Here is a 20,713-nt window from a genome sequence, read left to right on the forward strand (position 1 = left end):
ATAAAAAAAGCCGTCCTGACGGACGGCTTCCAGACGGCATTACTGCCAGTCTTTAATCACGCAGCCTTAAGGTTGACTGCGGATTTCTTGCCATTACGGCCAGCTTCGATTTCGTAGGAAATCTGCTGTCCTTCATTAAGCGAAGCCATGCCGGCGCGCTCAAGGGCTGTAATGTGGACGAATACATCCGGAGAGCCGTCCTCCGGCTGAATGAATCCAAAACCTTTTGTAGAATTAAACCACTTTACGGTGCCTGTTGTCATAACTAGGCTCCTTTTTAACATGGTGGTCGCGCACAGAACACGTGCACAATCGTAACTTCCAACGGGACAGACTGATACAACGTGCATCAGCGACCCTCATATAGAGCATCCACCGAAACGGTTATTCACATAGTGAAGAGGAGAAATCAAGAAAAATAATTATATTTTGTCAGGATCATAAAATAATCAATGTGACGGAATGTATTCCTCCTGTGAAATGACAATTTTATTTTCAGATAATATTTTTCAGTATAAAGATTTAAGCATGAGAGCGGCCGGAAACGGGGAGGGGCGACCTTTCACCGAAAAAGCGTAATGGATCCTGATCTCCTGCGACTCCCACACAGGTCGGATCGTTGATCATCATAAAGCAGCAGATTAACTCCGCCATCGACTGACAGGGTATTCCTGCTCTTGAACCGGAGCCTTGGGGAGGCCATTTTCACCCGCAGATCATTTGATCCGGAATTGTTTGCAGGAGACCCACCATGTCCTACGCGCTGCTTGATGCCGCCCGTGTCGCCAAAGCCGCCAAGACGTCACTTGATGTTCTCAAGGCCGTCAATGAGTCCTCGGAAGCGCATCAGCGCAAAACCATCATGGTGGAGCGTATCGCGGCCCTTGCTCACGCTGCTTCGGAATCGCCGAAAAACGACGGGGTGACGCTGACGTCGGAAGAGTTCTGGCTGATCAGCCTCAACTGGTAGTCGAAACAGACCCTACGGCAAGGAGCCCATCCCATGGTGTTCACATTGACAAGCCCGGCTTTCGGCAATGGCGCAGTGATGCCTCAGGCGCAGGTCTATTCCGGAATGGGGCAGACGGGGGGCAATCTGTCTCCTCCGTTGCAATGGGAAGGCGCTCCGGCCGAAACCAAGAGTTTTGTCGTCACGCTCTATGATCCTGACGCTCCCACGGGCTCAGGCTGGTGGCACTGGGTAGTCGCCAATATTCCGGCGGATGTGACCTCGCTTGTCGAAGGCGCGGGTTCAGGTCAAGGGGGGCTTCCGGAAGGCGCGCTCGAAGTGCGGACCGATTTTGGTGTCCCGGGCTATGGTGGAGCAGCGCCTCCTCCGGGACACATGCACCGCTATGTGTTTACCGTCACGGCTCTGGATGTTCCGCTTCTGGATGTGACCGTCGACTCCAGCCCCGCTCTTGTCGGATTTATGGTGCATCATCACCGTCTGGCATCGGCCCGTCTCACCGTCATTTACGGTTCGGGTGCAAAAACCTCATAATTCCGTGCTACTCATATAGTGAAATGAAGCACTGGAGCGGGGTTGTTGTTTTTGCGCCCTGTTCCCACCTTAAACAGAGGGTAAGTTCGGTCGGAACGGCCATGAGGAAGCAAGCAGATGAATAACCAGGAACGCGATCTGATATCCAAATTCATTGCTCGTGTCGGAGGAGCGCCACAGACTGCTGCGGGGAGCGTACCCTCCACCAGTCCTTCCCTGCCGCCGATCGATCCCGAAGCGGATTCATTCATCGCCGAGAATTTCCAGAAATATCCGGAAGCCCGTTACCGCATCACGCAGATGGCTGTGGTGCAGGAAGCCGCGCTTGTTGAATCCCAGAACCGAATTCGTGAACTGCAGTTCCAGCTTCAGCAGGCGCAGCAGGCTGTGCAGCAGGCCCAGCAGTCGAAAGGCAGTTCGGGTGGTTTCCTTGGAGGACTGTTCGGGGGCGGACAGCAGCGTCCGCAGCAGGCGCCTCCTCCGGGATGGGGTGGTCAGCAGGGTTACGCTCCACAGCCGCAGATGCAGCCCATGCCGCCGGGATTCCAGCCCGGCATGTTCCGGCAGGGCGGCTCAGGTTTTCTGGGTTCAGCCCTGACAACCGCCGCAGGTGTTGCAGGCGGCATGATGGCGGCCAATGCGCTTGAAGGCCTGTTCAGCGATCATCACGGTGGCGGAGAGGCAGCCGGCGGCTGGGGTGCTCCCGACCAGACGGTGGTCAACAACTACTATGGTGACTCGGCTGGTGCGGGTGGGGCTGCCGACCCGTTTGCGGGAGCGGGCACCACTGCGGATCCGGGCTTTGATGTCGGAGGAAACGACGGTGGCAATGATGGCTGGGGTGGTGGTGGAGACGACTGGGGCGGCGGAGACGATCAGTCGTTCTGATTGATCCCCTCAGTATTTTGGTTTCTCCCCTCGCGGGCTTCGCTCTCGCTGTCCGTTACCTGCGCCCGGTCTTCTTGTGTGAGGGCCGGGGCGTTTTCTGGTGGGCCCGGTAGTCCGCCGCCGCCTCACCCCCCGCTTCCTGCTCAAAGGGCCTATATTTGTGACTTTGCTGCAACAGGCTGCGGAAAGCGCCCTGCAAGGAAAGCAGGCCCTCAACTTATCTCGCTGTTTCACGTTCATAACCCCTGAAACCGGCTGCGTCACGGCAGGGAAGCAAGGGGTGCGGGCCATCCATGACAATGGCGACTGATTGCATCCGGACGACGACGTGTTAGACAGGACGGCAGATAGACATTCACAGAAGCATAATATGTTTGTCCTGCTGGCTGGCCTTGCGGCCCGGCGGAGGGCTGACGGGGCAACGGAGAGACTGACGGGCATGGGCTCAGCGAAGGAAGACCTGCATCTGGAAACCTTTTCCAGCACTTCGGGCCATGCGGTGAAAACCCGCGTCCGCGCTTTCCGTAACGGCACACTCGTGCTCGGAAGTCTGGTTCTTGCCGGCTGTTCATCCATGGTGGCCCCGAAGCCGACAGATCCTGACGCCCTCGCCGACTACCAGGAAGCGAACGACAAGTATGAACCGTTGAACAGGAAGATGTACAATCTTTCGGTAACGGTGGATAAATACTCCATGCGGCCGGTCGCCAAGGCTTATGTCTGGGCCGTGCCGGTTCCCGTCCGCAAATCGCTCGGGAACATGGTGCAGACCATGAACGAGCCCGTGGTGTTCTTCAATGACGTTGGCGCAGGCAAGTCGCGCCGCGCTGGTGACGCGTTTGTCCGCTGGTGTATCAACATGGTGGCCGGTGTCGGCGGCTTCATTGATGTGGCGAAATACGCGGGTTATCCGCACCATGATAATGACGGCGGCCTGACCCTTGCTACATGGGGCATTCCATCCGGTCCCTACCTTTTCCTGCCCATGATGGGGCCGTCCACCTTTCGTGACGGCATCGGATATGGACTGGATCAGGGGCTTTCACCGTGGAACTATGTTCCGCGCGGCTATGGTCTTCTGACCTTCAACTGGGCCTATAATATCATGGGCATCATAAACACCCGGGCCAACCATCTCGATGATCTGGACCAGGTTCAGCGGGATGCGCTTGATCCGTATGCAACCATTCGAAGCGCTTACCAGCAGCAGCGCAAGGCCATGGCGGAGGCCATAAAGAATGACAATCGGGCGACTGTTCCCGATTGGTATAATTGATCCGCCAGAAGAAAATTCCAGAAGAAGACCAGGGGCAGAGCCGCTATGCAGACCAGTTTTACCCGTCGCTTCCTGCTTGGAACGCTTGTCGCAGTCAGCCTGATATCCGGCGTGGCCAACCCGGCTTCAGCCGAGGGGACGGCCACGGCTTTCGTTCGCAACCTTGGCGACCGTCTGGTCGCAATCGTGAACAGCGACCTGTCGGGCCCGCAGAAAAAGGAAAAGGTTCTCCCTATTCTGCAGGGGGATGTCGATGTTGACGCCATCGGCCGCTTTTGCCTGGGGCGTTACTGGCGTACGGCAACGCCGGAACAGCAGGCTGACTATCTGAAGCTGTTCCGTCAGGTGCTGGCTAATACGATTACCGACAAGCTTGGTGATTACCGCGGAGTGAGCTTCACGGTCGGCAGTGCGACACCCAAGGGCGAGGATCAGTCTGTCGACACGATCCTGCATCGCCCGCAGCAGGCTGACGCCAATCTTGAATGGATCGTCAACAGCAGCAGCGGCTCGCCGAAGATTGTGGACGTTGTCGCCGAAGGGGCAAGCCTTCGTCTGACACAACGTCAGGATTATGCCTCCTTCATCCAGCAGCATGGCGGTCAGGTTTCGGCCATCCTGGCTGCACTCAAATTACAGGTCCAGCATCATCAGACTGCAAAGTCTGACTGAGCTTCTTTCACAATGCGGTGACGCAGTGCGACGGCATCCTCCCGGGGGTGCCGTTTTTTTTATGCCTGATATTCCCGCCCCGCTCTCTGGACGGGGAGTGGTTCTGATGATCCATGCAGGGCGGTGAAGGTGGCTGGAACGGCGGAATTACGCCTGTAACGTCCTGCCGGGCAGCCGGGAACGGCCCAAAGGAAAGCGCCCTGCACAGGCGCTCTTAAATGAAGGAGTCTGTTCATGGGAATTGTGATGACGGCGAGTTCTTCTTCGCGACTCATGACTGGCAGCATGCGGACTGGGGCGCTAAGGTCTCGCCATAATTATCGTACCGAGACCTGAGAGTACGCCGTGCACCCGATCCTTCTTACCCTCGTCACCTATCTGCCTGTTCTGGGCGGTCTGGCCATTCTCCTCGCCAAGGGAGCGCCGGAGACGGCAGACCGGACGGGGCGCTGGATCGCGCTCTGGACGAGTCTCGCGGTGCTGGCGCTCTCCGTTGTCATGTGGGTCGGTTTCGATCCGCAGATACCGGGTGCCCAGTATGAGACCCAACTGGCGTGGATGCCGAATTTTGGTATTTCGTACCATACGGGCGTTGACGGCGTCAGTCTCGTTTTCGTCCTGCTGACGGCCTTTCTCACGCCACTGTCGATCGGGGCCGGATGGCGGAGCGTGCAGGGGCGCGCCTGCGACTTCATGGCCGCCGTCATGTTCCTTGAAACGGCGCTGATGGGGCTGTTCTCGGCGCTCGATCTGGTCGTGTTCTACATGTTCTATGAGGCGACGCTGATCCCCGCGAGCCTGATGATCGGCGTCTGGGGCGGACCGAAGCGCGTCTGGGCGTCGCTCCAGTTCTTCCTGTTCACCTTCGGCGGCTCACTGTTCATGCTCGTCGCGCTGGTCGCGATGTGGAACATGGCGGGCACGACCGATATCCCGGCGCTGATGCAGGGGCATTTCTCTCTGTCCGTGCAGTGCTGGCTGCTGATGGCCTTCGTTCTCGCCTTCGGCGTGAAACTGCCGCTGTTCCCGCTGCATGCGTGGCTGCCGGACGCCTACACCGAGGCTCCCACGCCGACGACGGCGCTACTGTCGGGCGTGCTGTCAAAGACAGGCGCTTACGGTCTGCTGCGCTTTGGCGTCCTGATGTTTCCCGAAGCGGTGCATCGTTTCGCACCCTACATCCTGCCGCTCGGCGTCATCGCCATCATCTATGCCGCCTTCATCGCCTTCGCGCAGAAGGACATGAAGAAGGTCATCGCCTATTCCTCCTTCTCGCACATGGGCATGATCGCGGTTGGTCTGTTCACCCTCAACGCCGAGGGTGTGGACGGCGCGATCTATCAGATGCTGTCGCATGGCGTGGTCATCGCGGCGCTGTTCTTCTGCGTCTCCGCCATCGCATGGCGCGCCGAGACCCGTGACATTTCTGCGCTTGGCGGTGTGGCGTTCCGCATGCCCGCGCTGGCTTCGCTGGCCATGCTGTTCACGATGGCCAATGTCGGCCTTCCGGGAACCGGCTCCTTCGTGGGCGAACTCCTGGTCCTGATGGGGGCGATTCATGTCTCCTTCTGGCTGGCCCTGCTCGCCGGCACGACGATGATCATGGGCGCGGTCTACATGCTGGCGCTCTACCGCGATGTGATTTTCGGGTCCGTGAAGGGCACTGTCGGCCTCCTGCGTGACCTGACGCCCGCCGAGATGATGGTGCTCGTGCCGCTGGCTGTGGTCACGCTGTGGATGGGTGTCCACCCGGCGTCCTTCACCAGCCTGTTCGATCCCGTGATCGTCCATGCGCTGGGGGCTCCCAATCAGGAAGCTATGGCGCACACAGCGCATCAGATGGTTGCCGCCCGTTAAAACGGCGGCACATTGTCAGTTATGGACGGAGGCCGCTGAACGGTCTCCGAAGAACTGGTTCCCGTATCATGAATGAGCCCTTGCAGCTTCCGGATTGTTTCATCCGGGAGGCCGCAAGGTTTTTTTTATGGGTGGAGGGGACATCCTGCGAAGACATGATGGGTCTGAGCCATTGGGTTTTGGGTGGCCTGCGAAGCACAGCAGCGCATGAGGAACTTCGATCAAAGAGCAGCGGAGTCGGATCGGTTTGGAGAACAGACGGCCTCCTGAAAAAGAGCCGGGCAAGGCTGATATCGGACGCCTTCCCTGAATAGATGGTCGTCCATCAGTACGCGTCCGACCTACGCGCGATGAACGGTCATTCGGCCTTTGATCTCGTTGCTGGCCCGCTTCGGCGCCTGCGGACATATGGAATGGATGCGATTGCTGGTCGCGCCATTCGGAACGTCGGGGTGGCTCCGGGTCGTGGCGCATACGAAAAAAAGCGCAGCACACGTTGGCTCCAGTGGGGTGGCTGGCGCTCACAGCCTGTCTCAACCAGTCATTTCTGGCCCGGTTCTGCCTGCTTGTTGTGCAGGGGGAATTACCGGCGTGCGCCGTATGCTCCGCTCATGGCGCTGGTGCCTTGCTGGTGCTGCTGCAAGCAGCGGGAGCCCGGTTATGGCGCCACCGGGGATGGGCTGGCCGGAACGGTGTAGCGACGACTTTATCGCAGACCATCACCTTGGTGGGGGCCTGTGCCGGGGGTCTTGCTGCTCCAGTAAAAAGGAACACCATTCGACCTGTTTATGCCCGATGGTCTGAGCATCTCGCTTGTTCGGATCACACCGCAGACCGTGGTTTTCCGCCCGAACGAAGACACAAACAGGCAACAAAAATTATTTCCTTCCATTTCACGAACTTCCCGTCATGGAGAAGATTTTTTATGAATCTTGTTGTATATATTAAAGGTTTTCCATTTTAATTTTCAGGAAACCATTGGTTGGGTGGTCTTCCGGAATGCGATCTTCTCATATCTTCCATGCTGGCCTGCCTCCAGCCTCCAAAGCGATCTTAAAAAACTAGACGGTCAGGTATATTATTTTAAAACAACAGGTTGCGTAGAATTTCGGCGATGAGCGTCGTTGATCCCGGATGTCATAATCGTGTGGAAACAGGGGCTGGGACCGGGGTATAAGGCCCGCAATCACGACACAACCTTTCATAAAACGGCAAAAATATTATATAGGCCTCAAATCCAACAGAAACGGCGATAAGTCTCTCACCATCGTCGGCCCCGCAAAGTGGTTGTCATATTACCTGAGAATGGCCAGCTGAATGACTGTCATATCCCGTATCGAAAGCATGCCCACCATCACTGGCTTTCAGGACACAACACCCTCTCCCGTTCCAACCGCCTCTGGTCAGAAGCGCCGCCATGGTGATTTTGCAACCTTCACGGAAGCGCTGGATTACGCCGCCGAGGGGTCCGCTGGATACAACATCTATTCGGGGCGTGGAGTCCTGCTCGAAGCGCTGCCTTACAGCCTGCTGCGCGAACAGGCCCGTGAAATGGCGCGCCGACTGCTGACGCTCGGGCTTCAGGCCGGAGATCGCGTCGGTCTCATCGCCGAGAGTGACGGCGATTTCGCCCGCATCTTCTTCGGCTGCCAGTATGCCGGGCTTGTCGCCACCCCCATGCCGCTGCCTGTCGCATTCGGGGGGCGCGAGACGTATGTCGGCACGATCCGGGGCATGATCGAAACTGCGGATGTTTCCGCCATTGTCGTGCCGGATATCATCGCGGGCTGGACGGACGACATCATCGCAGGCTTCGATCTCAAATTCGGTGGGTCACCCGCGCAGTTGATGGAGCTGCCCGCTGCCGACCGGCCGCTGCCGACCATCAAACCCGACGATCTGTCCTATCTCCAGTTTTCCTCGGGCAGCACCCGCTTCCCGAAGGGCGTCTGTGTGACCCAGCGCTCTGGCATGGCCAACGCGCATTCCATTAGCCGTGATGGCCTTCAGGTCCGTGAGACAGGAGACCGTTGCGTCTCCTGGCTGCCGCTCTACCATGACATGGGACTCGTCGGGTTCTTCCTGACGCCCATGGCGTGCCAGTTGACCGTGGATCTGCTGCCGACCCGTGAGTTTGCGCGGCGTCCGCATGTCTGGCTGGATCTGATGTCGCGCAACAAGGGCACCCTGTCCTACAGCCCGTCCTTTGGCTACGACCTCTGCTCACGTCGTTCCGGTGCGGCCGACATCGATCTCTCAAGCTGGCGTGTTGCCGGAATCGGTGGCGACATGATCCGCCCTCACATTCTCGAGAGCTTCGCGGAACGCTTTGCCTCGCAGGGTTTTGATGCCCGCGCGTTTGTCGCCAGCTATGGTATGGCCGAAGCCACGCTCGCCATCAGCTTCGCGCCCCTGAATGTGGGTCTGCGGACCGATACGATCGATCTGCGTCGTCTGGAAACGGAAGGCGTGGCGCATCCATGTAACGATCCGTCCCACCTGCTGCGGACGTTCGTGCTGTGCGGCGAGGTTCTCCCGGGCCATGAAATTGAAGTTCGTGGGGCCAACGGCTCCATTCTGCCTGAACGCCATGTCGGCACCATCTATGCGCGCGGCCCGAGCCTGATGAGCGGCTATTTCCGTCTGCCGAAGGAAAGCGCCGAGGCTCTCAGTGCGGACGGCTGGCTCAATACGGGCGATCTTGGCTACATGCTGGATAATCAGGTTGTGGTGACCGGTCGGGCGAAAGATCTGATCATCATCAACGGCCGTAACATCTGGCCGCAGGATCTTGAGTGGAGCGCGGAAAACGAGATCGACGGCCTTCGCAACCATGATGTCGCGGTTTTTTCCGTCGAAGAAAATCGTGAGGAAAAAGTCGTGGCTCTGGTCCACTGCCGCGCCACCACACCGGAAGCCCGCACGACCCTGAGCGAGCGGGTGAGTTCGGTTTTCCGTCGCCATGGCGTGGACGCCACCATCATTCTGCTGCCGCCTCACTCGCTGCCGCAGACGTCTTCCGGCAAGCTCACACGCGCAAAGGCGAAGACAATGCTTCTGGCGGGCGCTTTCAACCGGCTGGACGAGAACACACCGTCTGCCGCCTGATTTCGGAGGCGCTGTAACGCCCTGTTCACCGGACCGGCACCGTCCGTCACATCAGTGGGGCGTCCGTGGCGTGACATTCCCTCTGGCGAATGACCGTCTTTTCCGCCATAACCCCGCAGTTGAGCGGAGACATGCCTTCACAGGCTCCTCCGCAATGACTGTTTTAAGGTGCCCGAATGAGTGAAACGGTTCAGGACGTCTCGGCTCTGATCATCAACAAGCTTCTTGCCAATCCCAAAGTCCCCCGTGACATCAGTGGAGCCAGCAAGATTGTTGAAGACCTGGCGTTCGACTCGCTTGCTGTCATGAATTTCGTCATGGAAATCGAAGACGAGCTGGACGTGTCCGTGCCTCTCGACCGTCTGGCCGAGATCCGTACGATCGACGACCTTGCCGAATGCATCGTCTCCCTGAAGAAGGGCAACTGATCGGTTATGAGCATCTTCGACAAATTCCGCGGCGTCGAACAGCGCCTTGCCGAGCTTCAGGCCGAGGGAGGGCGCAATCCTTTCTCCGTCGTCATCGAGCGTCCGCTGTCATCGACCGTCGGGATTATCGAAGGCCGCGAAACCCTTCTGTTCGGCACCAACAACTATCTGGGCCTGAGCCAGTCGCCACGCGCCATTGAAGCCGCCGTGGAAGCCGTGAAGGCCCGTGGCGTCGGAACGACCGGCTCACGCATCGCCAACGGCACGCAGAGCCTGCATGAGCAGCTTGAGCAGCATATCGCCGGATTCTTTCACCAGAAGCACTGCATGGTCTTCTCGACCGGCTATCAGGCCAATCTGGGCATGATTTCCACGCTGGCGGGCAAGGGCGACTATCTTCTGCTGGACGCCGACAGCCATGCCAGCATCTACGACGCGAGCCGCCTCGGTCACGCGCAGGTCATCCGCTTCCGCCACAATGATCCGGACGACCTGCACAAGCGCCTGAACCGGATCAAGGACGAGCCGGGCGCGAAGCTGGTGGTTGTCGAAGGCATCTACTCCATGACCGGCAATGTCGTTCCCATGGCGGAAATGGCGGCCGTGAAGCGTGAGACCGGCGCGACCCTGCTGGTGGACGAAGCCCACTCCTTCGGCGTGCTTGGCGCGAACGGACGCGGTGTGGCGGAAGCGGCTGGCGTGGAAGACGATGTCGATTTCGTTGTCGGCACCTTCTCGAAAAGCCTTGGCACTGTAGGCGGCTACTGCGTTTCCCGTCACCCTGAGCTGGAACTGGTGCGCCTTCACTGCCGTCCCTACATGTTCACGGCCTCACTGCCGCCGGAAGTCATCGCGGCGACCATGGCGGCGCTGGATGACATGCAGGCCCAGCCGGAACTCCGCACACGCCTGATGGAGAACGCGGCCCGTTTCCATGAGGGTCTGAACAGCCTCGGCCTGACGACCGGCAGGACGGTCAGTCCTGTTGTCGGCGTGGTGCTTGAGACAATCCCCGAAGCCATCATGCTGTGGAACACGCTCCTCAGCCTCGGCCTCTACGTCAATCTGAGCCTGCCGCCTGCGACACCGGATCATCATCCGCTGTTGCGCTGCTCGGTCATGGCGACGCACACCAGCGAGCAGATTGACCGCGCCGTGGAGATCTTCCGCGAGGCGATGGCGCGACTGCCTGCTTCTGCCTGAGGGCAGCAGGCGCAGAAAAAACCGCCTTTTTGAAAAAAGGCGGCACCCAGAAACTTTTGTTATTTATTATCGGATCTAAAAAGGAAAAGCGCGCCGCCCGAACCGGAAACGGGTCGGACGATAGGGCAGCGGATCGATATAGGGCGTCTCGCCTTTCATCATCTCGGCGCACAGGCGGCCTGTCGCCGGCCCGAGCGTAAAGCCCTGATGCGCATGGCCGAAGTGGAACCACAGCCCGGTGTGGGCCGGGGCCTCGCCAATGATCGGCAGCATGTCGGCCACACAGGGACGACTGCCTATCCACGGCGTCGTTTCCACGGCCTCGCCAATATCCAGCATCTCCCGCGCCAGCTTCTCGCTCCTGATGATCTGCTTCCATGAGGGCGGCGCGTCGCGCAGAGCAAACTCCGCTCCCGTAGTCACACGCAACCCCTGCGCCATCGGCAACAACGCCACACCGGCATCCGTGTCGATCATCGGCGCATTGAGATGGCCGTTCCATTTGAAGTGACGGTGATAGCCTCGCTTCACAAAGAGCGGGAATTTATACCCCATGGAGCGTGTCAGATCGGACGACCACGGCCCCAGCGCAATGACAGCCTGCTCGGCTGATACCGACCCGTCAGCAGTCCGGACCGTCCAGCCCGAGGCAAGATGCGCCAGTGTCCTGGCATCGCCATGCACGATCTTCCCGCCTCCGGCGACGAACAGGTCAGCGTAACGCTGCACCAGAGCGCCGGGGTCTTTCACACTGTAGGGAGAAGGCCAGTAAACACCTCCCGTCATTTTCCGATACAGGGCAGGCTCCGCACGGGCCAGCGTCGCACTGTCGAGAATCCGACCTTCGACACCAAACTCACGGGCAAGATGACGGGCTCTGGCAGCCCCATCGGCAAAACCTTTTTCCGTACGGAAGATCTGGGTCCAGCCACCATGCCTGACCAGATCTCCAGCACCTGCGGCGTCGATCATGCGATCATGCTCAGTCAGACAGTGACGGATGAGCGCTTCAAAGCCGCGCGTGATCGTCTCGTAACGCTTTGGGCCGGAATTCCACCAGTATTCCACCAGCCTGGGCGCGATGGCGGCCAGATCGGACAGCCGGTAATTGACGTCATTTCCCTGCTTGAATGCGACCTGAACCAGCTTCTGGAAATCATGTGGAAAAGCGTAGGGCTCGACAGCCTCGCGCTGGATCAGCCCGGCATTGCCATAGGACGTCTCCCGTCCGGGCTCGCCACGCTCGACCAGAACGACATCGTAACCACGTTGCTGAAGATGCCATGCGGTGCTGACACCGACCATGCCTCCACCGAGAACAAGTGCTGACCGCGCCATGCAAAGACACTCCTGTCCGGACAGGGAGTCCGCAGCCTTGTCAGCGCGTCCCCCGATGATTGTTTTGCCTGATTTTTTCTACAGTAAACCGTGTGGCTTTCCCATAGATGGGCCGGAGATTGGTTGATGGATTTTCCCGGTGGGCGGGAAAAGGGGCTTTATTCTTTTTTGAAAAAACCAGAAAACTTTGATCGATTAAAAGACATCCCTGTTCGACAGGCTGACTTCCAGACAGGCAAAAGTCTTTTTGCTTCTTTTTCTTCCAGAAAAAGAAGGCCCCCTCCTCACCGCAATCAGGACGAGCGCGAGAAAACTCCGGCCCGGGCAAGCCGCCACAATACAGCAGGGGCGCACAGGATCGGGTGACGCTCGGCAAACGGCGTGAGTGTTATGGCGACACCGCTATGGCGCTGAATTTTCCATGTGAGATACCGTGCTCCACCGGTAAAGGTGAAGGCTCCCTTGAGCAGCCGCGCCACGTTCAGCGGTCGGCCCAGTCGCGCACGGATCGCCCATTGGCGCAGGGCGATCTGATGCTCCGCGTGCGCTATGTCCGGCACAATCTCTCCGTCAGGCAGGACGGATGCTTCCAGCCCCCCGGCCACCCATGACGCCGTCAGGAGCTGGCTGAAACGCGGCTCCTCACCCTCGATCAGGCTGCGGGAGCGACCGCTTTTCTCGACTCTCAGCTCCGCGGCGTAGGTCCGGCGAAAGAGGGCTTCCCAATACTGTTCCGGCTTTCCCTGATCCGGTCCCAGTGCGGCGGCCCAGCGGGCCGCCGTGCCGACAGCGCGGACAACGCATCGCAGCAGGGAATCCGCCGCCCCGGAATCGCGCACCCATACGAGCCGGACGGGCTGGGAAAAGCGCGACCAGATTGTCGTGTCCCGGCTTTGAGGGCGGGTCAGACGCCGAAACTGGTCAAGGGTCAGGATCGCCACTTTCGCCCGGAGCGGCACGCCGTCGATTTCATGTTCATGATATTCGACGTTTGGTGGCAGAACGGCGTTCGCCGCACGCGCCAGCCAGCCACGAGGCCAGTCCGCCTGCCGGTCCACGATCACATAGAAATCCAGAACGCCTTCCGACAGGGCTTCCGGCGCAGTATTTCCCTTCGTGAGGGTTCTGACCAGAGAACCATAGAACAGGACACCGACGGGTCGCGCCGAACCAACCATGCGCTCTACAAAGTGGGTGATGATTGGGGGAACCGGCTCCGTCAGCTCTGCAACCACCGTCCGGGCGACAACCCCCGCCGCACGCGTTGAGGCCAGGGACCGCCCGGAAGCTGCGTTGCTCAGCATCGGACAAAGGCCATGCGCGGCCCTTCCGTCAGGTGGAACAGGCCATCCGTCCCGGCTTCCAGCTCTTCCCCATCCATCACCAGACGATCCTGTGTCCTGATGCTGATGGTTGCCGCCATGCCGCTGCGATAGGCGTTGGACGCACGCAGGCGGGCTGAGATGCGTCCTCTCAGAACCGAGAGGAGGCTACGAGCCAGACGTGGAGGGTGTCCCAGAATGTCGAGATAGATCAGGCCGCCTGTCGGACTGGAATCAAGCCAGAAGGGCCAGACGCCACGGGACAGCTTGTGAAGCCCTGTGCACAGGAAAAGAAAGCGGGAGTGAGTGTCCGGCGCGGCGCCATCCACGGTGAGGGTCATGGGCGAGCCACCGAGCCACTGGTTCCGGACGTCTTTCCGGAGAAAAAGCCGCAGCCCCCACAGGACGGTCGCAAAGATGGCCGTGTCATGGGCGTAGCGGTCGAGAATGGCCGGATTATGCGCCAGTTCGATGGCGCGGGTGAAGGCCGCCAGCCCGCAGAACATACCCGCTACGGGAAGCCGGTCCGGATCGGTCCATGAGACAATGACCGGCTGACGCCATGACACATCGTTCATGAGCGTGCCCTGACGTGCTTTCTCCAGGAGGGGCGAGAGTGCGGACATTTCCCTCAGACTGCACCCGACGTCGCTGGCGATCAGGTTGGTGTTGCCTGAAGGCAGAATGGAGAGGGCAGGGAGGCGCTCCCGAGGATAGGCATTCAGGATGGCGCTGATGACATGAGTGACGGTCCCGTCGCCACCATCCACCACAACAACGCGGACATCCTGTCGCGCCAGTTCCCGGACGGCTGCGGTCAGCCCGTTCCGGCCTTCAGGGCACAGGAAAAGCGGGCCCAGTCTGGCGCGGGCCTGTTCCGCGAACTGTCCCGCATTCTTCATATTGCGACGACTGCGCGGATTATGAATCAGGGCAACGCGTTCAGGCATTCGGCAATCCGCTCTTTTCAGACCACCGTCCCGGACGGCTTAAATTCCGCAAGTAAGCGGCGTCATATAAACGGGCATCGCAAATTTGTCACATGCGCTGTTCTGAATGCTTCCTGCCTCCTCTCTGCGGTCATGCACCGTACGCAAATCATCTCTGCGGGTTCATGGCGTTTAAGGTTTGTGGGGATTCATCGTGAATGAATGATAGCTGCGACGAGATAGATCATGGCGCTGAAGCTTTTGTCTGTTTTGTCGGCCCGCATCGCGATACGTTTAAATTCCTTGAGTTTACAGAAGAAGTTCTCGATCAGATGACGCCATTTGTATATTTCGCGATCCAGCGGCAGTGGCTTTGAGCGCCTCGGATGCTGGGAAATGACAACCGTGGCGCCCCTTTCATCAAGATCGGCAATGATGCTGTTGCTGTCGAATGCCTTGTCTGCGATGAAAGCGTCGAATTCGAGACCGTCAATCAACGGTGGCACGTCCACGCTGTCAAAGCGTTGGCCGGGCATCAGGCGAAAGCGCACCAGATTGCCCAGAGCATCCGTCAGCGCGAGAATCTTCGTCGTCATGCCGCCTTTCGAGCGCCCTATGGCCTGGCTCTGAGTCCCCCTTTTGCGCCCTGACCATGACGGTGAACTTTCACGATCGTTGCATCGACCATGACATACTCCATGTCCGGATCGCCAGACAGGGCATCGAAAATCCTTTTGAAGACATCAGTGTTCCGCCAGTCGCTGAAGCGACGGAAGGCCGTGCTCCAATTGCCAAATACGGCAGGAAGGTCACGCCAGGGACTACCTGTTCGTACAATCCACAGCACTGCTTCCATAAAAAGGCGGTTGTTTCGACCACTCCGTCCTGGATCTGTCAATTTGCCAAGACAGTGAGGTTCAATCTGCGCCCATTGGGCGTCCGTCAGCACAAAACGTTCCATCCAGAGCTTGAATCATATCTCAAGCTCTTTGTGAATCCCCACAGACCTTAATTGATGGGATGAACCACGGCGTTGCGGGCTTCGAAAAAACATGCGTTCTGGTGTAGAGAAGAGCGTTGCCTATAATTCGACCCTCAGCACTCTTGATTGACCAGACGGTTTGAGGGATCGATGCAGCAGATTGGGAGCAAGGCCCCTCTCAGGAACCGTGACCCTCAAGGGATCTGCACAGGCAGGTCAGGAAGCCGCACCTTGTCAGTCGTTCTGGCACATCTGTCCGATCTCCATCTGCCGCTTGCAGTCGTGCCATCCTCCCGTGAATGGGCGATCAAGCGGATTATCAGCATCATTTCATGGCGCTGTAACCGACGCCATGTTCACAGAGCCCGGGCCCTCGCCGCTGTCATGCGTGATATCGAGACCAGCAGGCCGGATGCGCTGGCCATTACAGGCGACCTCACCAATCTGGGCACCCGCGAGGAATGTATCGCCGCAGGATGGTGGCTGGATCGCGCACCCTCGCCGCGCGCTGTCATTCCCGGCAATCATGACACCTTGATCCGCGCGCCCTGGACGGACGGTCCGGGATTGTGGCGCGATGCCGGAGGGATGCCGGATGCCGAGACCCCGGTTTTTCTACAGGTTGGAGACATTGCGCTGATCGGCGTCAGTTCGGCGGTCCCTTCACCTCCCTTTTTCGCTTCCGGCCGGGTCAGCGACATACAGATCGACAGGATGGCTGAGCGGCTCCGTCAGGCTGGCGAGCAGGGGCTATGCCGGGTGGTGATGATTCATCATCCGCCACGCAAGGGGATGGTCGCCTGGACCAAGGCGCTGCGCGGGGTGGACCGCTTTGCGCAGGCCGTCCGTTCCGCCGGAGCGGAGATGGTCCTGCATGGCCATTCTCATCAGGGGACGTTCAGCGAGATTCCCGACAGCGATATTCCGGTCATTGGCGTCACTTCAGCCTCTCACAGGCCCGGCCACAGTCTGAAGCGGGCGGCGGGCTGGAACCGAATCAGTATCCGGAAAGAAAGCGGTATGTGGCAGATCGCCGTAGAGTCCCGTCGTCTTGCGGCGGATGGCCAGCTACATGCTTTCCGGACGACCCGTTTCACACGCCCCGTCCAGACAGAAGTTTGTCCGGCGAAAGAGACCGTCCTGTGACGACACCAGGGAACGACCGCTACACGCCTCCACTTGCGAGGCTACCCTCCCGGCTCCGTCCCGGAACGCTCGACACCTATCTGCTGGGCCAGACCATTCCGCCGTTTGTCATCGCCGTTTCAGTGGTGCTGATCGCGCTGCTGCTTGAGCGGCTTCTGGTGCTTCTGAACATTCTCGCCTCCGAAGCGAGTCCCTTCTTTACCCTGCTGCGGCTTCTGGCCGACCTGATGCCCCACTATCTGGGTCTGGCCATGCCCGCTGCGCTCTGCGTGTCCGTCTTCACGGTCATCCGTCGCATGAGCGAAGGCGACGAGATCGACGCCCTGATGAGCAGCGGCGTCTCGCTGGTCCGTATCTGTCGTCCCTTCGCGCTGACCGGGGCCGCCATCGGGCTGCTTTCGATCCTGCTCTACGGTTATATCCAGCCGCACGCCCGTTACCAGTTCCGGGAAGGTTTCTATTTTGCGAGCCATGCCGGATGGGCGCCTGTCCTGCAGTCCGGCATGTTCGCCGAGCCCTCTCCACGCCTGATGCTGACTGCGGATCATGTCAGTCACGGCGGTTCGCAGCTGAGCGGGGTGTTCATCCGCGATCTGAGCGAAGGCAAGGAACGTGATATCACCGCGCAGACCGGCACGCTCCGCACCGATACGGTCAAGGGAGAGGTTCAGGTCGAACTGTTCAATGGCTCGATTCTGACGATCCGGACGGGTGTGCAGCCCACAGTGACCACCTTTGATCATGCTGAACGCCTGATCAGCCGTTCCAGCAAGGTGACGTTCCGTAATCGTGGCGATGATGAACGTGAACTCACGTCCCGCGAGCTTGCCCGAAAGATCGATGCTGTTCGCCATGCTGCCAGAGAGGAGCCACCGCAGGATGCGGATATGGATGCAGTGTCCGATGCCGCCGCCAGCAACGAAATCCCTCTGGCGAGTATGCGGGCCGAGCTGCATTTCCGGCTGGCCCGCAGCCTGTCGATTCCCTTTATCCCCATTCTCGCCACTGCTCTGGCTGTGATCGGAAAACGCAAGAGAGGAGGCGCCGGACTGGCCGTGGCGGCGCTGCTGCTGGTGACATACGACCATATTCTCCAGCTCGGGGAAAGCCTGATCGCGAGCGGAAAATCATCGCCGCTTCTGGTCATCTGGCTGCCGACGCTGGTGTTCTGCGTGGCCTGTACCGTGCTGCTCCTGTTCAGGGCCAGTATTCTGCCGATACGCCGTCGTCGTCTCTCCGGTTCTGCTGCGGCTTCGTCAGGAGAGACGGCGCGATGAGCGACCCTGACATTGCAAAAGGCCCCAGGCATGTTCTGCTGGGATATCTGTCACGGGCCCTGCTTTCCCGCACCGCGATGTGCAGCGGCATTCTCATCGCCCTGATGGAGATTCTGGCGCTGCTTGAGCAGATGACGCCGATCCTCAAGCGACAGCTCGGCATCAGGGGCGTGCTGACCTACATGGGACTGCATCTGCCGGCGATGCTCCAGACCGCCCTGCCTCTCAGCACGCTGATCGCCGGGCTGCTGATGTTCACACAGATGACCATCTCCAGTGAAATCGCCATTCTCCGGGCCGCCGGTCTTTCCCCATGGGGATTCATGAGGAAGCTGCTGCCGTCAGCGCTTCTTATCGGACTGTTCGGGTGCGTGCTGGAGGACCAGATCACGCCACGGACCGAACTTGCGCTTGCTTCGTGGTGGAACCGTACCAACCCGACTCCGGACAACGGCAAGCCCTTCTGGTTCCATGTTCCCGCCGGCGTGGCCGAAGCCTGCATGGGATCAGCCACCGGACTGCCCGCAACAGACAGTGAACTCGCCCATGTCGGCTATATCTCGAGGGCCGGACGGGAAGCCTTCAATATCGATCTGTATGATCGCAGCGCGAACGGACGGATTCTGCGCACGTTGCACGCGGCGCACGCCGTCTACAGCTTCAGCGGCTGGCATCTGTCCGACATTCACTGTGTGACGGTCTCCTTCGCGGAACTGGACACCACTGCGAATGAGAGTACCGTTCTCGACGCGCTCTGGAAAAATCCTTTCGGTCCAAACGATATGCTGCGCCTTTCTCTGGACTCGGCTCCCCTGTCGTCCGGCATGATTCTCGCGGCGCTTCACGGCACAGTCGCCACCAACCAGACACCCGGATATCTGCGGGCCGCGCTGTTCGAGCGCTTTCTCAGGCCGTTCACTCTGATCGTCATGCTTTTATTGGCGATGCCGGTGATCTATATACCCCCCAGAACCGGTCTAAGGAGCTGGTTGCCGGTCTGGTGCCTTGGCGCCGGTCTGTTGTTCATCATTGTGCAGGGCATGTTCCGTGCGATGGGCAACGCAGGTCTCCTGCCGGCTCCTGTCGCGACTGTCCCCGGCCTTATCATCTTTGCATTGGCCGCCGGGACCGCGTTATTGAGGAACGAAGACAAATGAGTGGCACCCTGCGGAACCCAACCATCCGGTCGGGGCGGAGCTTCGATCTGGGCAAGATGAATCTGCGTCAGCTCTGGATCGCCTATCTGACCTACCCCACGATTCTGCTGTATTTCGCCCTCATTGTAGTCAGCGTCTTCCTTGGCGCGCATTTCTTCGCAGGCTGGGGCGCAACGGCGGCCTCGATCCTTGCCGTCATGCTGGTCTATCCGGTTGTCTGGTATTCCCTGCATCGCTGGATTCTGCATGGACAGTGGCTCTACAAGTCCCGCTGGACCGCTTCCCTCTGGAAACGCATTCACTTCGACCACCATCAGGACCCGCATCTTCTGGACGTCCTGTTCGGCGCGCCTGCCACGACTCTGCCCACCATCGGTGCCGTGACGATTCCCGTGGGCTGGCTGATTGGTGGCTGGGGGGCTGCTGCGACCGCCTTTGGCGCGGGTGTGACGATCACTTGTATTTACGAATTCTTTCACTGCATCCAGCATCTGAACTACAAACCGAAGGCCGCATGGATCCAGCGGATGAAAGCGTGGCACGTCCTGCATCACTTTCATGATGAGGATGGCAACTTCGGCATCACCAGCTATGTCGTGGACCGTGCATTCGGCTCTTTCTATGAAGAAGCCCGCGCCCGTCCCCGTAGCCCCAGCGTGTTCAACCTCGGCTACAATCTGGAGCAGGCGAAGCGGTATCCGTGGGTCATGAAGCTGACCGGCTCTCCGCCACGCGACCGGCCCGATGGTGGCCGTCCTGCCGCCCGCCCAGCCAGCCGTGACGCCGCGTGAGTGAGTCCGGGCTGACAGCGATCGTTCTGGCCGGGTCACGCGCAGGAGCCGCTGACCCGATGGCCGTCACCGCCGGACTTTCGCACAAGGCGCTGCTCCCGATTGCCGGAACACCGATGATCTCGCATGTGCTCGATACGCTGCGTGCTGTGCCGAGTGTCGGGCGGATCATCGTCTGTATTGAAAACCAGAATGTTCTGAAGGGGATTCTGCCGGACGGCGTGGAGACCATGAGCGCCGCACAGGGACCGAGCGCGAGCGTTCTGGCGGCCATTCGTGACTGTGGGACTCCTCTGCTGGTCACCACGGCTGACAATCCGCTTCTGCGCCCGGAATGGGTGCAGTTTTTTCTGGATGACGCCGGAACAGCCGATATTGCCGTCGGTGTCGCCAGCGAGGCTTCTGTGACGCGGGATGTGCCTGGAACCAGCCGGACTTTCATCCGTCTTTCCGATGCCGCCTTTTCAGGGTGCAATCTTTTTCTGTTCCGTACACCCGCTTCCGCAAGAGTCGCCATGCTCTGGCAGAAGCTTGAAAAGGAACGCAAACACCCGGTCCGGATGGGGTGGCTGCTTGGTCCTTCCATCCTGCTGCGGTTCCTGCTGAAGCGTCTGGCGACAAAAAACCTGCTTGCACGTATTCGGAAACTCACTGGGGCGCAGGGGAAATTTGTCTTCATGCCGGATGGACGTGCGGCTGTGGACGTGGATAAACCTGCTGATCTCGTGCTGGTAAGCCGTCTGATGGAAGCGACTCCGGACTTTCGGTGATTGTTCAGAGAGAGTTATGGTTTGTTGGAAGTCGTCTTGGGTGGAATGTTTTCCTGCATGATACT

Annotated in this window: 21 protein-coding genes; 15 read left to right on the forward strand and 6 right to left on the reverse strand. The window is 59.4% G+C overall.

Annotated elements, in window-relative coordinates:
- Positions 1–56: 56 nt before the first annotated feature.
- Positions 57–263, reverse strand: coding sequence for a cold-shock protein (locus tag A0U92_RS16680; protein WP_010667901.1), 207 nt, complete (start codon positions 261–263; stop codon positions 57–59).
- A gap of 488 nt (positions 264–751) precedes the next feature.
- On the opposite strand from A0U92_RS16680, the gene A0U92_RS16685 reads away from it, so the two are divergent.
- From A0U92_RS16685 to A0U92_RS16705, 5 genes are all read left to right on the forward strand, one after another.
- Positions 752–970: a hypothetical protein gene (locus A0U92_RS16685; RefSeq protein ID WP_077814092.1), complete on the forward strand. Its 219-nt coding sequence runs from the start codon at positions 752–754 to the stop codon at positions 968–970.
- A 33-nt stretch (positions 971–1,003) separates the two neighbouring features.
- On the forward strand, positions 1,004–1,504 hold the full coding sequence (locus tag A0U92_RS16690; RefSeq protein ID WP_077814093.1) for a kinase inhibitor: 501 nt from the start codon (positions 1,004–1,006) through the stop codon (positions 1,502–1,504).
- A 117-nt stretch (positions 1,505–1,621) separates the two neighbouring features.
- Positions 1,622–2,392, forward strand: a complete 771-nt coding sequence (locus A0U92_RS16695) for a DUF2076 domain-containing protein (protein ID WP_077814094.1) — start codon at positions 1,622–1,624, stop codon at positions 2,390–2,392.
- A gap of 574 nt (positions 2,393–2,966) precedes the next feature.
- Positions 2,967–3,668, forward strand: a complete 702-nt coding sequence (locus tag A0U92_RS16700; protein WP_236748388.1) for an MlaA family lipoprotein — start codon at positions 2,967–2,969, stop codon at positions 3,666–3,668.
- 45 nt (positions 3,669–3,713) lie between these two features.
- Entirely contained in the window at positions 3,714–4,340 is a 627-nt protein-coding gene (locus A0U92_RS16705; protein ID WP_077814096.1) for an MlaC/ttg2D family ABC transporter substrate-binding protein, read from the forward strand.
- 59 nt (positions 4,341–4,399) lie between these two features.
- On the opposite strand, the gene A0U92_RS18065 is transcribed toward A0U92_RS16705, so the two are convergent.
- Positions 4,400–4,615, reverse strand: a complete 216-nt coding sequence (locus A0U92_RS18065) for a hypothetical protein (RefSeq protein WP_149026509.1) — start codon at positions 4,613–4,615, stop codon at positions 4,400–4,402.
- A 70-nt stretch (positions 4,616–4,685) separates the two neighbouring features.
- On the opposite strand from A0U92_RS18065, the gene A0U92_RS16710 reads away from it, so the two are divergent.
- From A0U92_RS16710 to spt, 5 genes are all read left to right on the forward strand, one after another.
- Positions 4,686–6,197, forward strand: a complete 1,512-nt coding sequence (locus A0U92_RS16710; protein ID WP_077814097.1) for a complex I subunit 4 family protein — start codon at positions 4,686–4,688, stop codon at positions 6,195–6,197.
- A gap of 413 nt (positions 6,198–6,610) precedes the next feature.
- Positions 6,611–6,895 carry a hypothetical protein gene (locus tag A0U92_RS16720; RefSeq protein WP_149026510.1) on the forward strand — a complete coding sequence of 95 codons (285 nt, stop codon included), beginning with the start codon at positions 6,611–6,613 and terminating at the stop codon, positions 6,893–6,895.
- 619 nt (positions 6,896–7,514) lie between these two features.
- Positions 7,515–9,305, forward strand: coding sequence for a fatty acyl-AMP ligase (locus A0U92_RS16725; RefSeq protein WP_408736091.1), 1,791 nt, complete (start codon positions 7,515–7,517; stop codon positions 9,303–9,305).
- Positions 9,306–9,481: 176 nt separating this feature from the next.
- Positions 9,482–9,733 (forward strand): acyl carrier protein, encoded by a 252-nt coding sequence (locus A0U92_RS16730; RefSeq protein WP_077814100.1) that lies wholly within the window; start codon positions 9,482–9,484, stop codon positions 9,731–9,733.
- Between the two features lie 6 nt (positions 9,734–9,739).
- A complete protein-coding gene (spt, locus tag A0U92_RS16735; RefSeq protein WP_077814101.1) occupies positions 9,740–10,936 on the forward strand; it encodes a serine palmitoyltransferase in 1,197 nt (398 codons plus the stop codon).
- 75 nt (positions 10,937–11,011) lie between these two features.
- On the opposite strand, the gene A0U92_RS16740 is transcribed toward spt, so the two are convergent.
- The 4 genes from A0U92_RS16740 to A0U92_RS16755 form a co-directional block, all read right to left on the reverse strand.
- Complete coding sequence (locus tag A0U92_RS16740) at positions 11,012–12,274, reverse strand: NAD(P)/FAD-dependent oxidoreductase (protein ID WP_077814102.1); 1,263 nt, start codon at positions 12,272–12,274, stop codon at positions 11,012–11,014.
- A 293-nt stretch (positions 12,275–12,567) separates the two neighbouring features.
- The gene (locus A0U92_RS16745; protein WP_077814103.1) at positions 12,568–13,578 is read right to left on the reverse strand and encodes a hypothetical protein; all 1,011 of its coding nucleotides are present in this window, start codon (positions 13,576–13,578) and stop codon (positions 12,568–12,570) included.
- Entirely contained in the window at positions 13,572–14,546 is a 975-nt protein-coding gene (locus A0U92_RS16750) for a diacylglycerol kinase family protein (protein WP_077814104.1), read from the reverse strand. Before A0U92_RS16750 ends, A0U92_RS16745 begins: the two co-directional genes overlap by 7 nt.
- A gap of 188 nt (positions 14,547–14,734) precedes the next feature.
- A protein-coding gene (locus A0U92_RS16755; RefSeq protein ID WP_149026388.1) for an IS5 family transposase occupies positions 14,735–15,486 on the reverse strand; the annotation gives its coding sequence in 2 pieces (ribosomal slippage) (positions 14,735–15,156 and positions 15,156–15,486; 753 coding nt in all).
- A 252-nt stretch (positions 15,487–15,738) separates the two neighbouring features.
- Between A0U92_RS16755 and A0U92_RS16760 the strand changes: the two genes are divergently transcribed.
- From A0U92_RS16760 to A0U92_RS16780, 5 genes are read left to right on the forward strand one after another with little or no spacing between them, the layout of a single operon-like run.
- The gene (locus tag A0U92_RS16760) at positions 15,739–16,653 is read left to right on the forward strand and encodes a metallophosphoesterase family protein (RefSeq protein WP_077814105.1); all 915 of its coding nucleotides are present in this window, start codon (positions 15,739–15,741) and stop codon (positions 16,651–16,653) included.
- The gene (locus tag A0U92_RS16765) at positions 16,650–17,930 is read left to right on the forward strand and encodes an LptF/LptG family permease (protein ID WP_077814540.1); all 1,281 of its coding nucleotides are present in this window, start codon (positions 16,650–16,652) and stop codon (positions 17,928–17,930) included. Before A0U92_RS16760 ends, A0U92_RS16765 begins: the two co-directional genes overlap by 4 nt.
- Complete coding sequence (locus tag A0U92_RS16770; protein WP_077814106.1) at positions 17,927–19,087, forward strand: LptF/LptG family permease; 1,161 nt, start codon at positions 17,927–17,929, stop codon at positions 19,085–19,087. The genes A0U92_RS16765 and A0U92_RS16770 overlap by 4 nt, the downstream gene beginning before the upstream one ends.
- Positions 19,084–19,878, forward strand: coding sequence for a sterol desaturase family protein (locus A0U92_RS16775; protein WP_077814107.1), 795 nt, complete (start codon positions 19,084–19,086; stop codon positions 19,876–19,878). The genes A0U92_RS16770 and A0U92_RS16775 overlap by 4 nt, the downstream gene beginning before the upstream one ends.
- Entirely contained in the window at positions 19,875–20,648 is a 774-nt protein-coding gene (locus A0U92_RS16780) for a nucleotidyltransferase family protein (protein WP_077814108.1), read from the forward strand. Before A0U92_RS16775 ends, A0U92_RS16780 begins: the two co-directional genes overlap by 4 nt.
- Positions 20,649–20,713 lie beyond the last annotated feature (65 nt).

Origin of the sequence: Acetobacter aceti, assembly GCF_002005445.1 — a bacterium.
In the GTDB taxonomy this organism is placed as follows: domain Bacteria; phylum Pseudomonadota; class Alphaproteobacteria; order Acetobacterales; family Acetobacteraceae; genus Acetobacter; species Acetobacter aceti_B.